Source organism: Macrococcus bovicus (assembly GCF_030376725.1).
Lineage (GTDB): Bacteria > Bacillota > Bacilli > Staphylococcales > Staphylococcaceae > Macrococcus > Macrococcus bovicus.
Genome location: NZ_CP128470.1, coordinates 1,453,684 through 1,466,866 on the forward strand (window position 1 = coordinate 1,453,684; position 13,183 = coordinate 1,466,866).

14 protein-coding genes are annotated in these 13,183 nt (G+C 46.5%); 1 reads left to right on the forward strand and 13 read right to left on the reverse strand.

Going from position 1 to position 13,183, the window contains the following annotated elements:
• Positions 1 to 3: 3 nt before the first annotated feature.
• The 9 genes from murC to QSV55_RS07955 all read right to left on the reverse strand — a co-directional run bounded on the left by murC (position 4) and on the right by QSV55_RS07955 (position 9,099).
• Positions 4 to 1,299 (reverse strand): UDP-N-acetylmuramate--L-alanine ligase, encoded by a 1,296-nt coding sequence (gene murC, locus QSV55_RS07915; protein ID WP_289649784.1) that lies wholly within the window; start codon positions 1,297 to 1,299, stop codon positions 4 to 6.
• 10 nt (positions 1,300 to 1,309) lie between these two features.
• Positions 1,310 to 3,961 carry a DNA translocase FtsK gene (locus QSV55_RS07920; RefSeq protein ID WP_289649785.1) on the reverse strand — a complete coding sequence of 884 codons (2,652 nt, stop codon included), beginning with the start codon at positions 3,959 to 3,961 and terminating at the stop codon, positions 1,310 to 1,312.
• A 14-nt stretch (positions 3,962 to 3,975) separates the two neighbouring features.
• A complete protein-coding gene (gene ytpR / locus QSV55_RS07925) occupies positions 3,976 to 4,569 on the reverse strand; it encodes a YtpR family tRNA-binding protein (protein ID WP_133451022.1) in 594 nt (197 codons plus the stop codon).
• Positions 4,570 to 4,574: 5 nt separating this feature from the next.
• Positions 4,575 to 5,432 carry a DUF1444 domain-containing protein gene (locus QSV55_RS07930; RefSeq protein ID WP_289649786.1) on the reverse strand — a complete coding sequence of 286 codons (858 nt, stop codon included), beginning with the start codon at positions 5,430 to 5,432 and terminating at the stop codon, positions 4,575 to 4,577.
• 77 nt (positions 5,433 to 5,509) lie between these two features.
• On the reverse strand, positions 5,510 to 5,818 hold the full coding sequence (locus tag QSV55_RS07935) for a thioredoxin family protein (RefSeq protein WP_133451024.1): 309 nt from the start codon (positions 5,816 to 5,818) through the stop codon (positions 5,510 to 5,512).
• Positions 5,815 to 6,819 carry a PTS sugar transporter subunit IIC gene (locus tag QSV55_RS07940; protein ID WP_133451025.1) on the reverse strand — a complete coding sequence of 335 codons (1,005 nt, stop codon included), beginning with the start codon at positions 6,817 to 6,819 and terminating at the stop codon, positions 5,815 to 5,817. The genes QSV55_RS07935 and QSV55_RS07940 overlap by 4 nt, the downstream gene beginning before the upstream one ends.
• 75 nt (positions 6,820 to 6,894) lie before the next feature.
• Complete coding sequence (locus QSV55_RS07945; RefSeq protein WP_289649787.1) at positions 6,895 to 7,626, reverse strand: amino acid ABC transporter ATP-binding protein; 732 nt, start codon at positions 7,624 to 7,626, stop codon at positions 6,895 to 6,897.
• Positions 7,623 to 8,342 (reverse strand): amino acid ABC transporter permease, encoded by a 720-nt coding sequence (locus tag QSV55_RS07950; protein WP_133451027.1) that lies wholly within the window; start codon positions 8,340 to 8,342, stop codon positions 7,623 to 7,625. The genes QSV55_RS07945 and QSV55_RS07950 overlap by 4 nt, the downstream gene beginning before the upstream one ends.
• Positions 8,326 to 9,099, reverse strand: coding sequence for an amino acid ABC transporter substrate-binding protein (locus QSV55_RS07955; protein ID WP_289649788.1), 774 nt, complete (start codon positions 9,097 to 9,099; stop codon positions 8,326 to 8,328). The genes QSV55_RS07950 and QSV55_RS07955 overlap by 17 nt, the downstream gene beginning before the upstream one ends.
• 146 nt (positions 9,100 to 9,245) lie before the next feature.
• Between QSV55_RS07955 and QSV55_RS07960 the strand changes: the two genes are divergently transcribed.
• Entirely contained in the window at positions 9,246 to 9,536 is a 291-nt protein-coding gene (locus QSV55_RS07960) for a hypothetical protein (protein ID WP_289649789.1), read from the forward strand.
• Here the strand turns inward: QSV55_RS07960 and QSV55_RS07965 are convergent, their stop codons facing one another.
• The 4 genes from QSV55_RS07965 to dat form a co-directional block, all read right to left on the reverse strand.
• Positions 9,537 to 10,724, reverse strand: coding sequence for a MalY/PatB family protein (locus QSV55_RS07965; RefSeq protein WP_289649790.1), 1,188 nt, complete (start codon positions 10,722 to 10,724; stop codon positions 9,537 to 9,539).
• A gap of 65 nt (positions 10,725 to 10,789) precedes the next feature.
• Positions 10,790 to 11,422, reverse strand: a complete 633-nt coding sequence (gene trmB, locus QSV55_RS07970) for a tRNA (guanosine(46)-N7)-methyltransferase TrmB (protein WP_289649791.1) — start codon at positions 11,420 to 11,422, stop codon at positions 10,790 to 10,792.
• Between the two features lie 11 nt (positions 11,423 to 11,433).
• A complete protein-coding gene (locus tag QSV55_RS07975) occupies positions 11,434 to 12,225 on the reverse strand; it encodes a phosphotransferase family protein (protein WP_133451067.1) in 792 nt (263 codons plus the stop codon).
• 127 nt (positions 12,226 to 12,352) lie between these two features.
• Positions 12,353 to 13,183: a D-amino-acid transaminase gene (gene dat / locus QSV55_RS07980; RefSeq protein WP_289649794.1), complete on the reverse strand. Its 831-nt coding sequence runs from the start codon at positions 13,181 to 13,183 to the stop codon at positions 12,353 to 12,355.

Genomic DNA, 13,183 nt, shown 5'->3' on the forward strand with positions numbered 1-13,183 from the left:
CCATTATAACAAATTTTCATAGGATTGCTGAAATTTCTGAATATCTCCGGCACCCATAAAGAGCAGGACTGAATCACTGTGCTGCTTCAGCACATCGATGCCCTCTTCTGTCAGCACCTGAGAATTCGGAATCAGTTCAGCTAAATCCTGAATGGTTAACGTCCCGTTCTTTTCGCGGGCCGAACCGAAGATTTCACAGAGATACACATGATCCGCTTCTTTCAGGCTATCTGCAAACTCATTCAGAAACTTTTCTGTCCGTGAGAAAGTATGCGGCTGGAAGATGGCGATGACTGATTTAGCCGGATACTTTTTACGCGCTGACTCGATTGTCGCTTTAATCTCTGCTGGATGATGCGCATAATCATCGATCAGAATCTGTGAGCCTTCCTTTTTCTCACTGAACCGACGCTTCACGCCGCCGAATAATGCCAAGGCTTCCTTGATATTGTCGACGTCCAGTTGCTCAAGGTAGCAGACGGTGATGACTGCCAGAGCGTTCAGCACTTGATGGTTACCGAACATCGGTGTTTTGAAATTGCCGTAGAACTGGTTATCAATGCGTACATCGAAAGACGTTCCCTCACTGGATGTGACGATATTCTCAGCTCTGACTCTGTTATCCTGACCTATACCGTAGTAATAGACCGGTATATCCACCTTAAGATCGTGAAGAATCTTGTCGTCACCGCAGGCAATGATCGCTTTTTTGACTTTATGTGCCATCTCCTGGAATGCATTGAAGACATCCTCTAAATTTTTGAAGTAGTCGGGATGGTCAAAATCAATATTTGTGATAATAGCGTAGTCAGGCGTGTAGCTGAGGAAGTGTCTTCTATATTCACACGCTTCAAATGCGAAATACTCGCTTTCAAGCTGGCCCATCCCTGTGCCGTCGCCAATAAGATAGGACGTTTTTTTGTCGCCGTTCATCACATGAGACAGGAGTCCTGTCGTAGATGTCTTACCGTGGGCCCCTGTCACCGCTATAGACGTATACTGACTCATGAAACGACCCAGAAAGTCGTGATAACGATAGTACTCTACACCTAATTCCTTTGCACGGACGACCTCTGGATGGTCATCCCCGAAGGCATTACCGGCAATAACCGTCATGCCTTCTTTAATATTAGCTGCGTCAAACGGCATGATCTGAATGCCTTTATCTCTAAGTGCATCTTCCGTAAAAAAATGTTTGTCGATATCAGAGCCCTGCACCTCATGATCCATATCAAACAGAATATGTGCCAGTGCACTCATACCTGAACCCTTTATACCGATAAAATGATATAACGTCATAGTTCCACTCCTATAATTGATTTTCACTCACTAACACAGTTCTTGGTTTAGAACCATTTGCACCACTAATATACCCCATCGATTCTAAACTGTCGATGATTCGAGCCGCACGATTGTAGCCGATCTGGAATCGGCGCTGCAGCTGGGAAGTCGAGATGTGCCCTTCTTCCAGCATGAACTGCACCACTTCATCAAAGAGTTCATCCTGCGGGACTTCGTTCCCTTTTTCGAGCAGTTCTTTCTCCTGAAACAGGTATTGCGGCTCCCCCTGCTCCTTGATATAGTCCACGACTGCGTCAATTTCCTCATCCGAAACATAGCAGCCTTGAATACGGATCGGTTTATTCATGCCGTTGCCCTGGTACAGCATATCGCCGTTCCCGAGTAATTTCTCGGCACCGCCATTGTCCAGAATGGTTCTGGAATCAATGGAAGACGAGACCATGAAGGCAATCCGTGTCGGTACATTGGCTTTGATCAGACCGGTGATGACATTGACAGAAGGCCGCTGGGTCGCGAGAATCATATGGATGCCTGCCGCCCGCGCTTTCTGTGCGATACGGGCAATTGAATGTTCAACGTCCTGCGGTGCCATCATCATCAAGTCTGCCAGTTCATCGATGACCACGACAATTTTCGGCATGCGTTTGTCATAAGGTGATTTCTGATTGTAAGCTGTGATATTACGGACGTGGACGTCAGAGAACACTTTGTAGCGTCGTTCCATTTCTTCCACGACCCACTTCAGACTTTCTGTCGCTGCTTTCACATCGGTGATAACCGGTGCAATCAGGTGAGGCAGCTCATTATAAGGCGCCAGTTCCACCATCTTGGGATCGATCAGCAGCAGCTTCAGTTCATTCGGATTATTGCGATATAGCAGCGATAACAGAATGGCATTGATGCTGACCGATTTACCTGATCCTGTTGCTCCGGCAATCAGTGCGTGCGGCATCTTCGCAATATCCATCAGCATCGGCTCATTATTGATTTTGGCACCGAGCGCGACCATCAGCTTTGATTCAGCGAACTTAAACCGTTTACTGAAGATCACTTCACTTAGATTGACCTTGCGCGTGTCAATATTCGGGACTTCCACACCGACACGTGACGTACCTGGAATCGGTGCTTCAATGCGAATCTCCTTCGCGGCAAGCGCCATCTTGATGTCATCCTGCAAGTTAGTGATGCGGCTGACTTTCACGCCTTTTTCCACTGATAATTCGTAGCGGGTGACAGACGGGCCGATGACCACTTCTTCCACTTTCGCCGGAACATTGAAGTGATAGAAAGCTTCATCCAGCTGCTGACGCTGTTCTTCCACCCATTCAACATTTTCATGTGATTTCTCTTCCGGTGACAGCAGACTGACGGGTGGCAGCAGATACTTCGGCCCTATTCTTTTGGCTTTTTCGGTCTCTGCTTTCTTCTCTTCAGCTGATGATGCCGGGGCTGATTCCTTTGTCACTGAAGTTGCTGACGCTTTATTCATCAGTCGTTTTTTATCAGATGGTGTCATCAAGACATTGAACGGTGATGTTTTACGTTTGGGCTGTGGTGCAGGTTCTGAGTTTTCGCTAGACTTCACTGTTTCAGTGAAAACTGCCTCCTCAATTTCAGGTTCTTTTATCACTTCAGGCTGTGGCTCTGATTCAGTTGATAACTCAGCTAGTGGTTCTGCACTTTCTGCCTGTCCTGCCATTATCTCTGTTTCTATTACTTCCGGCTCAGTTTCCACCGTTTCAACGGGTTTTTCTTCAACTACTTCCACCGCTTCTGTAACAGCTTCTATCTCTCTTTCAGCCTGTTCAGTTTCAGGATTTCGTCCCACTTCAAAGACCATTTTCTCTATCACAGCGTCATTCTGAGCTCTGCTTGAATCTACTTCAGTGACTGCCGGCTCTGTCAGATGATCTTCTGATGAATCAGATGAGACAGTAATGGTCTCAATCGGCGCATCTTCTGTTAATGGTGCACTGATTTCCTCCACTTCAAGCGATTTAAATGATTCCTCCTGCAGCTCAATCGTTTCCACTTCTAATTCTGCTGTTAGAATCTCTACCAGTTTCTCCTGCTCCTTCTGCTGTCGTCTCGCTTCTTCAAATGCCTTTCTTGCCTGCATTTTCTTTTCGCGTTCCTTGCGGATTTCAGCGACAATCTGTGACGCATAGATATTCTCGACATTGACCACATTGTCCTTCTGACGGTATGTCGGTATGTCCGGCTTCACTTTTTCCGGCTTCTTACCTGTCAGCGGTGTGATGACTACTTTTTCCTCGCTAGGTTTCAGGTTTTTACGGGTGCCGAATATAGCTGACGGCACTTCGCTTGCCGTAAACTGTCGTTTCTTATCAGGTATTCTTTGCGGCTGGTATTCTTTCGTTCTCTGCGGTCTCGGCTTCTCCGGCTGTTCCTGTTTCTGTCTTCTCGCTCTTCTTCGCTCAAAGTATTCGTCGTCAACAAACTGCTGACTCATCCGGCCGTTGTCCTGAACTTCAGGCTGTTCTGTTAAGACGGGCTCTTTGCGGTCATCACCAAGGTCGATAGGAAAGCGGAATTTCCCGCGTGGCCTTCTATAAATATCCTGATGCTGATCAACATCTGTCTCGACAGGCTGCTGTTCTTTTTCATCTTGTCCAAAAAGTTTATCGAACCAGCTCATCTTCAATCACACCTTTATAATTGATTAAAAAAGTCTGTTCCCGGTGTCATGGACGCATCCAGAACAAGAATCCCTTTTTTCTCTTCTGAATCTGTAAGCCCTAGTTCACGTTCTGAACAAATCATCCCGCTGGAAGGCACACCGCGTAATTCAGCATCTTTGATAATCATCCCGCTTGGCATGACAGCTCCTACTTTTGCAACTACGACGTTCTGACCTGCCGCAATATTCTTCGCTCCGCAGACAATCTGCAGCACTTCATCGCCGACATCTACCTGGCAGACATTGAGTTTATCCGCATCAGGATGTTTCTCCATCTCATCCACGTGTCCGACAACGAATTTAGGAGAGAGATCCACTTCGAGTGGGCCGATCCCTTTCTTCGCTAAAACGTCATTAATCTGAGCGACACGCTCCTCGTTCAGTTCAACCTGGCCGTCTGATTGAATGTTCAGCTCTGCGACATTGTAGACATTGTAACCGACAATCTCGTCATTCTGCAGAATCGTCACCACATCACCCTGGCGGTTATAGGTGAATGGTCCTTCCGTCTGTTTCACTGTGATAAGAAGAACATCTCCAATATGCTTGTTATAAAAAATATTCATGTGGTCTACTCCTTTTTTTCCTGTTCAAATTTTTTACGGTTCGCTTCAATTCGTTTCATTGCTTCTGTATCTCGTTTTGCGTTGTTCTTGCCAAGAATGAAAACCGGCGTCAGTGTACCTTTGTCGTACTGGAATGACAGAGAAGTGATGGGCACGAGGCCGTTGCTGAAGAACTGCATCATCATCTGCGCCATGATATCATAGCCTGTTTCATTCTGAATATCCGCAATGAGCAGGACATCAGCATGCGGTGTCGCAATGAGCAGCTCGCCTTCTTTCTTACGGTCAAACTCAGCAAGAAGGCTTTCGTTTAAAATACGGCTGGCGTCGTACCCATCATTGGAATTGAAGAAATAAAAAGCGTTGCCCGCTACCTGATCCCTTTTATAAGGGTTATCAAGCTTGCGGATATTAAACAGCGCCTGTTCTCTGACATGGTCCGCTGATAACTTCATTTCTGACAGCAACTGCTCGTCAATCAGACGATAGGTCGTACCGAGGTCCAGTGCATAATAAATATTGGTTTCAGCCGTATGCGCGGTGATGAGGAAAGGCTTTCCGTCCGTTTCTTGCGGGAAGCTGGTTGAGCGGATGACCGGCATAATTTTGATGGCATCAACGGATTTCTCACGTTCATCTGCCATCGCTTTTATCGTTTCACTGATGTAATACAGCACTTCATCAATAATCTTCTCGCCCTGCGCTTTATGTTTGGCGACGATAGGTGCAAGCTTGATCGTCAGACCTTTCTGGTTATCAGCACGCTCGACACGCAGCGTCTCTTCTTTGCGGTCGAACTTGATATTCAGCTCTGATGAATCCAGTTTTGCGGTTATGGCGTCACGTATTTCAAAGACATTCATCTCTATACACTCCTCAATTCATGTACTCTTCATTGTACAATAAAACCACGATGAACGGTAGCCATCGTGGTCTGTCATTAAAGAGCATCAATAAAGGCATTGATCTCTTCTTTAGTTTTGCGGTCCTTCGAAACAAAGCGGCCGATTTCCTGTCCGTCTTTAAAAGCAATGAAGCTTGGAATACCCATTACATCATATTCCACCGCCAGATCCATCAGTTCGTCGCGGTCAATAGAGACAAACTGATAATCAGGATGAGAGGCTTCAATCTCCGGCAGTGCCGGTTTAATAAAGTGACAATCCGGACACCAGCCCGCTGTAAACATCGCAATCGTCGGGGCATCAATCATTTCCTTGAAGTTCTCTACACTTGTTATATTTTTCATGTTCGCTCTCCTGTCATAATCTGCTGATCACCTGGTTTGATGATATGTGCATTTTTCATCAGTCTATATACACTATAACTGATAACGGCCGGCAGAATAAAATGAAACACTAGAATCTGCAGCCATGTTTCGACGGATGTGCCCATCGTCCGTATCGTCATGATCTGACCGACGAAGCCGCTCGTCCCCATGCCCGCACCGGCCGCCACATTTTTCATCGGCCAGAGAATGGTCATGAGCGGTGCTGTAATGATACTCGCAATCACCGGCGGCACCAGTATGAACGGATTTCTTAAATAGTTCGGAATCTGGATCTTACTTGTGCCGATGCCGTTCGCAATGACCCCTTGGATGCCATTGTCACCGTAACTTGTCACTGCAAAGCCGATCATATGGCAGCAGCAGCCGATTGTCGCAGCTGCTGCTGCTGTCCCTTCAATGCCAAGCATAAGGGCCAGTGCAGCACTTGAGATCGGACTGGATAACGTCAGGCCGAAGACAGCCGACACTAAAATCCCCATAAGCAGCGGCTGCTGCTCAGTAGAGAATGTGATAAAATCCCCGAGTCCGGTCATCAGTCTCGCAATAAACGGTCCGATCAGTTTAGCGACAACCGCGCCGATGATAAGCGTCAGAAGCGGTGTCAGCAGTATATCAATCTTCGTTCGCCCGGAGTACAGCCGACCTATCTCTGATGTGATCAGTGCCACAAGATATGTCCCCGCTGCACCGCCGAGCTCATAGCCGTACATGCCGGTCACAGCGCTCGAAAAGATCACTAAAGGTGACGCACCGAGCCCGTAAGCGACACTGACGCCGACAGCAGCCCCTGTATAAGTTTTGGCCATCTGACCAATCGTAATAAAGAGAGACGTATCAAAATACGGTTTCAGCTGCGTGCCGATTGTCTCAATAATCAAGCCGATAATCAATGAACTGAACAGTCCAAGTGCCAGATAGCTCATCCCATCTATGAACCATCGCTTCAAATATGTTTTCATCCCTTCACCTCAACGTTCAGTATAAATGATTTGCAGAGAGAAGTGTACATAAAAAAAGACAGGTCATTGACCTGTCTAACGTGTCTCAATCATGTTCAGGAATCGCTTGAGCGGCTCAGACTTAGGCTGATTGAAAATATCATCCGGTGTCCCCATCTCTGCGATCTGCCCTTCATGAATGAAGGCAATACGGTTCGCCACATTCTTTGCGAAGTTCATTTCATGCGTCACAATGACCATTGTCATACCGTCTCCTGCCAGATCCTTCATGACATTCAGTACGTCATTGACCAGTTCAGGGTCAAGTGCAGATGTCGGTTCATCAAACAGCATGACCTTCGGATTCATAGCAAGCGCCCGGGCGATGCCGACACGTTGCTGCTGTCCGCCTGACAGACCAGACGGATACTGATTCATGACATGCTCAAGCCCTACTTTCTGCAGCAGGTTCACTGCGATACTTCTCGCCTCTTCTTTCGGCATTTTCTTGACGATGACCAGGCCTTCCATAACATTTTCAAGGGCTGTCATATGAGGGAACAGCTGATAGTTCTGAAAGACCATCCCAGATTTCTTTCTGACGGCAATCTGGCTTTGCTTATCTTGATTGCTGTAAGTCTGACCGTCCACTGTCACCGTCCCTGTCGTCGGTAATTCGAGCGCATTCATCATGCGGAGGAGCGTTGTCTTCCCGGAACCGCTACGCCCGATTAACACCACAACCTCACCATTACGGACATCCAGGTCCACGCCTTTAATGACTTCTTTGTCGCCGAAGCTTTTATGGATATCTCTCATTTCAATCATGACACATACTTCCTTTCAATGCGACGTTCGTATCTGCCCTGAACAAATGAAATGATAAAGCAGACCACCCAGTACATCAGCGCAACGAGTGTGTAGATCGATAGAAACTCATAGCTTGTCGCTGCCACTTCCTGCGCCTTCCGGAACATCTCAGCCACTAAGATGAAGCCGAGAAGGGAAGTGTCCTTGATCAAGCTTAAGAACGTATTGCCGAGTGCTGGAATCGAAATTCTCAGGGCCTGAGGCAAGACAATACGACGCATGGTCATCCATTCTGTCATACCGATGGAATAAGCAGCCTCACGCTGTCCTTTAGGGATGGAAATAATGCCGCCGCGGATAATTTCAGAGGCATAAGCCCCTACATTCAGGCTCAGGCCGATAATCGCTGCGACGACGGGTGCTAATGTCAGCTGTTTATCAGGGTCGCCCGTGATGAGCCGGCCGATCTCAGGAATACCATAGAAAATAATGAAAAGCTGGACGATCATCGGCGTCCCACGGATGATAGAGACATATATTCTTGCAATAGTCCTTAAAAAACGGTTATCAGAAATTCTGCTCAGTGCTGTAGCAAGCGCTATGATCAGTCCTAAGACAAAGGTAATAATAGTAATAGGGATTGACCAAGTGATCAATCCCTGTAACATAGGCAGAAACGCTTGCTGAGCTGCGTCCAGGGCGTGCTGCTGTTCTGCATTAAGGTTGAGTGACATCTTCACCGAACCATTTTTCACTGATTTTTTTCAGCTCGCCGTCTTTTTGAAGGTCGTCAATAGCTTTATTGACCTTATCGATTAAAGCTTTATCTGTTTTCTTGGTGAAAACAAATGCTGACTGACTTTTTTCAGCGTCACCTTCAATGACTTTGATATCTGCATTTTTCTTCTGTTTCATATAATCCAGCACTGATAATTTCTCGTTGAATGTCCCTTCAACACGATTAGATAATACAAGCTCCATAGACTGGTTGAAACCTTCTACCTGCGTAATCTGTGCGCCTTTGTCTTTCGCCAGTTTACCGTAGTTGGATGTTAAAGTCTGGGCAAGTTTCTTACCTTCCACATCGTCAAATGATTTGATGTCACTGTTTTTGCGTGTCACAAGCACAGCGTTCGTATAAGTGTAAGGTTTAGAGAACTGATATTTCTGCTGACGTTCTTCATTGATACCGACTTGATTGGCTACTGTCGTGAAACGACCTGAGTTCAGGCCGGCAAACATTGAATCCCACTGTGTCTCCACGAATTTCACTTTGTAACCCATCTTTTTAGCAACCGCTTCAGTCACTTCGACGTCGAACCCTGTTAATTTGTCATTCTTGTCGTGGAAAGTGAAAGGAGAATATGTCCCTTCCGTTCCTACTGTTAAAACTTTGTCCTCTGATTTAGAACTGTCAGATGACTTGTCTGATTGACTGCATGCTGCAAGGAAGATGAGCACTGCCATCATCATCATTAAAAACTTCTTCATTTTGTCCGCTCCTATTCTTATTGATTTACTCGGAATAACTTCATTTTAGTGCATTGTGACGTTAAGTCAACAAAAAGATGCTGAAGTCGGGTCGAAACTTGAATTTTTCTGTTGAAAGACGATAATAGAAGTAAGGAGGATTGACGATGAAACTTAGATCCATTATTGCTGGCACGACACTTATTCTGATTGCAGGCTACTTCTTCTCACTGCGCTACCAGCTGAAGAATCCTGCCAAAGTACTCGCTGAAATCAAGCAACAATATACTGATGTCGAAGGGGCCTATATCGACTATACCCCGGAGAACTATAAAAAACTCGGCCTGGAAACAACTATTTATCGCGGCGGCGTCATCACGGCGACGAGTGAATATGATTTTATAGCAGATGCCTATAGCGGCGAACTCATTGATACAACAGAGATAACCACAGTTTAACTAACTGTGGTTATTTTTCAGGTGATCGAACGCTTTCTTGATTCTGACCATCCCTTCTTCAAGACGTGCATGGTCACAGGCGACATTCAACCTGAAATGAGTACTGTCACCGTGCATATACGTACTGCCGATGCCTACTGCCACCTTCCCTACTGTCTGCAGGGCCTGCTGGACTTCTTCCTCACTATAGCCGCTCTTGCTGAAATCTATCCACATGAGAAATGTTGCGTCCGGAATATAGACGTCCAGCACATCATCAAGATGCGTTTCTATATAGTTTTTCACGAACTTCATATTCTCCAGGATAAAGTCATTGAGTGCATCCACCCAGTCGGCACATTCCATATAGCCCGCTTCTATCGCGTTGAGCGCTAAGGCATTCGGATTTCCGATGCCGGCAGCCAGAATCTGGCGGGAAAGCTCCATCTTCAGGAACCGGTTTTTCGTCACATAATAGGCATGCGGCAGTCCTGATATATTGAATGTCTTTCCTAGACAAGAGGTCACAATCATAGGACTGTCCGGTTTCATCCAGTTGATCAGAGACTGATGAGGCTGCTGTCTCGCAAAATCCATATGAATTTCGTCCGCAATGATAAACACATCATGCGCTTCACAAATGCTGACGATTTCATCCAGCTCTTCAGTCGTAAACACTTTCCCCGTCGGATTATGGGGATTACAGAAGAGGAAGACTTTCATATCAGGTCGCTGACAGAGTGACTCAAAGGCATCGAAATCCATCTTATAGGTCTGCCCATCGAATACGAGCGGTGACGAGACAACGACTCGTCTGTTCGCTTCTATCAAGGTCAGAAATGTATTGTAACTCGGAATATTGACAATGACACCTTCCCCCGGCTGGGTCAGTGCGCGGATGGATTCAGTGATCGTGTAAAGGACGGTCGGCGCGTAAAACAGATCATTATTCATGACCCGCGTATCAAATCTCGTTCTATACCAATGTTTGATAGGTTCATAGAACTTGTCCTGCTGCCATTTCGTATAGCCGATAATCCGATGATCGAGCCGTTCTTGGAGCGCGTCTAATATCGGCTGCGGTGTGGCAATGTCCATATCTGCGATCCAGAAAGGCAGCATGTCCGTTGTTTCATAGACCAGGTCCATGCCCTCATATTTAATGCTCTGTGTATGACTGCGATCAATCACTTCATTAAAATCGTACATTTTAATTTCCCCCTTTTATTTCATTTTAGCACGAGCCCACAAAAAAGACCGCCCTTTAGGCGGTCTTAGAAAGTAGCTTCTAATCGATTGATGCGGAAGCCCTTGCTTGAGAATTTATCTTCGTATTCAGTCCTGATATTATCTGCCGGCTCATCTGTATGAAGATCCAGACTGATGTTCTTGAGCTTCATACCATAATGGCTCATACTTTCCAGCGAGAACTCGAACAGCTGCTGATTGTCTGTTTTGAAATGAACTTCGCCGTCCTCTTTCAGGATGACCTGATAGAGCTTCAGGAAATTCTCATGTGTCAGACGTCTTTTCGCATGACGCGTCTTCGGCCATGGATCGGAGAAGTTCAGATAGACACGGTCTACTTCCCCTGCTGAGAAATAGTCCGCCAAATGTTCCGCATCTAAAGTCAGCAGGCGCAGATTCGTGATATTCTGTTCGACTGCTTTTTCGACGATACGGATCATGACGTTTTTATCACGTTCGATGCCGATGTAATTGATGTCAGGATGGGCTTTTGCCATCTCTGTTATAAAGCGGCCCATTCCACTGCCGACTTCTATATGAATTGGCTGGTCATTATTGAACCATTCTCTCATCTGTCCTTTTCTAGCTTCGTCAATACTGACGATTTCAGCATGAGCGAGAAGGAAATCTTCAGCCCATGGTTTATTTCTCATTCTCATGTCGTATCTCCTTATATAAAACGGTTTCTCGACAGCACGTCATCCAAGAAGACGAGCCAGTAGTTCATGTCCTGATAACGGTTTTTTTCCTCGTACCATTCCACCATCGCAATAGCCTGGATCACTGTATACCATTTCATGCGTTTTCTCAGATCCAGTGAATCATCTATCCCGTATTTCCGGAGCCACTGCGGCCAGTCTTCCGGCTTGATATACGTATACAGGATCATGCCGATATCTATCGCAGGGTCTGCAATCATCGCCCCTTCCCAGTCCACGAGAAACAGTTCGTCCTGCTCGGACAGGAGCCAGTTATTATGATTGACATCACCATGACAGACCGTATAGAAAGCCTTGTCGAGTACAGGCATATGCTCATCCAGGTAAGTGAGCGCTTTACGGACAACGCGATGGGCCATGACCTGTCTGGATAACGATGAATTGATCTTAGTGAGCAGCATCGATGGAAACATCGGCTTCATCTCCAGTTTCTTGAGCATACTGGACAGCTGCTTAGAGCCGTGTATCTTACGAAGAAGAAGTGCAACACGTTCGGAATCCATTTCTTCCGGTTCGAGCGCTCGACCGTTCTTCCAGTGCTGGGCCGTCACGACTTCCCCTGTTTCAATACGCTTCGTCCACACTAGTTTAGGTACAATTCCTTCTGCCGATAATGCAGCGAGGAACGGACTGGAATTTCTTTTGAGAAAGAGCTTATGTCCATCCTGTTCCGCCATATATGCTTCGCCGGATGCACCACCAGCTGAGTCGAGCGTCCAGCCCAGTTGATAGAAATGTTCCAACATGTTCACCTCCATTCAGAAAAAAGAAAAGGCTCGAGATAGAATCAAGAGCCTTATCCAAGTACATTGCCAAAAAAGCGACTTGCTTAAATTTTATATCCTTTGACCTATTAATTCAAGAGTAAAATCAAGAAGCTGGATAAATCTTCTCCTTGAAAGCTTGCTGAAGCTTACGTGTCAGAGGCCCGATCGCCATGACATAATCATCAATCTGAGTGACAGGTGTGACTTCCAGTGACGTACTGGAGATAATGACTTCATCAGCATCATAAAGCGCATCAGGCGTGAATGCCTGTTCGACAAACGGTATATTCAGCTCTTCCGCACAGCGCTTGATCACTTTGCGCGTGATGCCATTTAAAATCAGATGATTGGCAGGATGAGTATAGAGGGTCCCGGCCTTGATGATGAAGACATTGCTTGACGCTCCTTCTGTCACGATGCCATCCCGGACCTGAACAGCCTCTACAGCATCTGCCATATGCGCCTGCTGCTTCGCCAGCACATTGCCCAGCAAATTCAGGCTCTTGATGTCACAGCGCAACCAGCGGATGTCTTCCAGGGTGATAACTTTGACTCCCTCTTCCATACCCTGTACCGGACGCGCTGAATCATAAGAATAGATTAACGTAACCGGCTCTGTTGATTCAGGAAAGATATGATTGCGCTTGGCGATGCCACGTGTCACCTGCACATAAATCAAGCCGTCTTGTACGCGATTCTCAGCTATCAGACGCTCACAGATAGCGATGTAATCGTCCACGGTTGATGCAAGTTCAATCTGGATTTCTGAGGCACTGCGCAATAAGCGTTCGAAATGCGCCTCGGCAGTGAAAAGTCTGCCCTCATAGACACGGACCACTTCATAGATACCATCGCCGAACTGATAGCCGCGGTCGTCAGGGCTGATGGCTATGTTGTCATTGATGTATTCACCATTATAGTAGATAAGACCCAT

Bases quoted from the DNA above. Each gene is read 5' to 3' on its own strand.
- dat (WP_289649794.1), bottom strand. From the start codon at position 13,183: ATGGGTCTTATCTACTATAATGGTGAATACATCAATGACAACATAGCC.
- QSV55_RS07935 (WP_133451024.1), bottom strand. From the start codon at position 5,818: ATGAAAAATATAACAAGTGTAGAGAACTTCAAGGAAATGATTGATGCC.
- trmB (WP_289649791.1), bottom strand. From the start codon at position 11,422: ATGAGAATGAGAAATAAACCATGGGCTGAAGATTTCCTTCTCGCTCAT.
- murC (WP_289649784.1), bottom strand. From the start codon at position 1,299: ATGACGTTATATCATTTTATCGGTATAAAGGGTTCAGGTATGAGTGCA.
- QSV55_RS07945 (WP_289649787.1), bottom strand. From the start codon at position 7,626: ATGATTGAAATGAGAGATATCCATAAAAGCTTCGGCGACAAAGAAGTC.
- QSV55_RS07920 (WP_289649785.1), bottom strand. From the start codon at position 3,961: ATGAGCTGGTTCGATAAACTTTTTGGACAAGATGAAAAAGAACAGCAG.
- QSV55_RS07930 (WP_289649786.1), bottom strand. From the start codon at position 5,432: ATGAATGTCTTTGAAATACGTGACGCCATAACCGCAAAACTGGATTCA.
- QSV55_RS07940 (WP_133451025.1), bottom strand. From the start codon at position 6,819: ATGAAAACATATTTGAAGCGATGGTTCATAGATGGGATGAGCTATCTG.
- QSV55_RS07965 (WP_289649790.1), bottom strand. From the start codon at position 10,724: ATGTACGATTTTAATGAAGTGATTGATCGCAGTCATACACAGAGCATT.
- QSV55_RS07960 (WP_289649789.1), top strand. From the start codon at position 9,246: ATGAAACTTAGATCCATTATTGCTGGCACGACACTTATTCTGATTGCA.
- QSV55_RS07950 (WP_133451027.1), bottom strand. From the start codon at position 8,342: ATGTCACTCAACCTTAATGCAGAACAGCAGCACGCCCTGGACGCAGCT.
- QSV55_RS07955 (WP_289649788.1), bottom strand. From the start codon at position 9,099: ATGAAGAAGTTTTTAATGATGATGATGGCAGTGCTCATCTTCCTTGCA.
- ytpR (WP_133451022.1), bottom strand. From the start codon at position 4,569: ATGAATATTTTTTATAACAAGCATATTGGAGATGTTCTTCTTATCACA.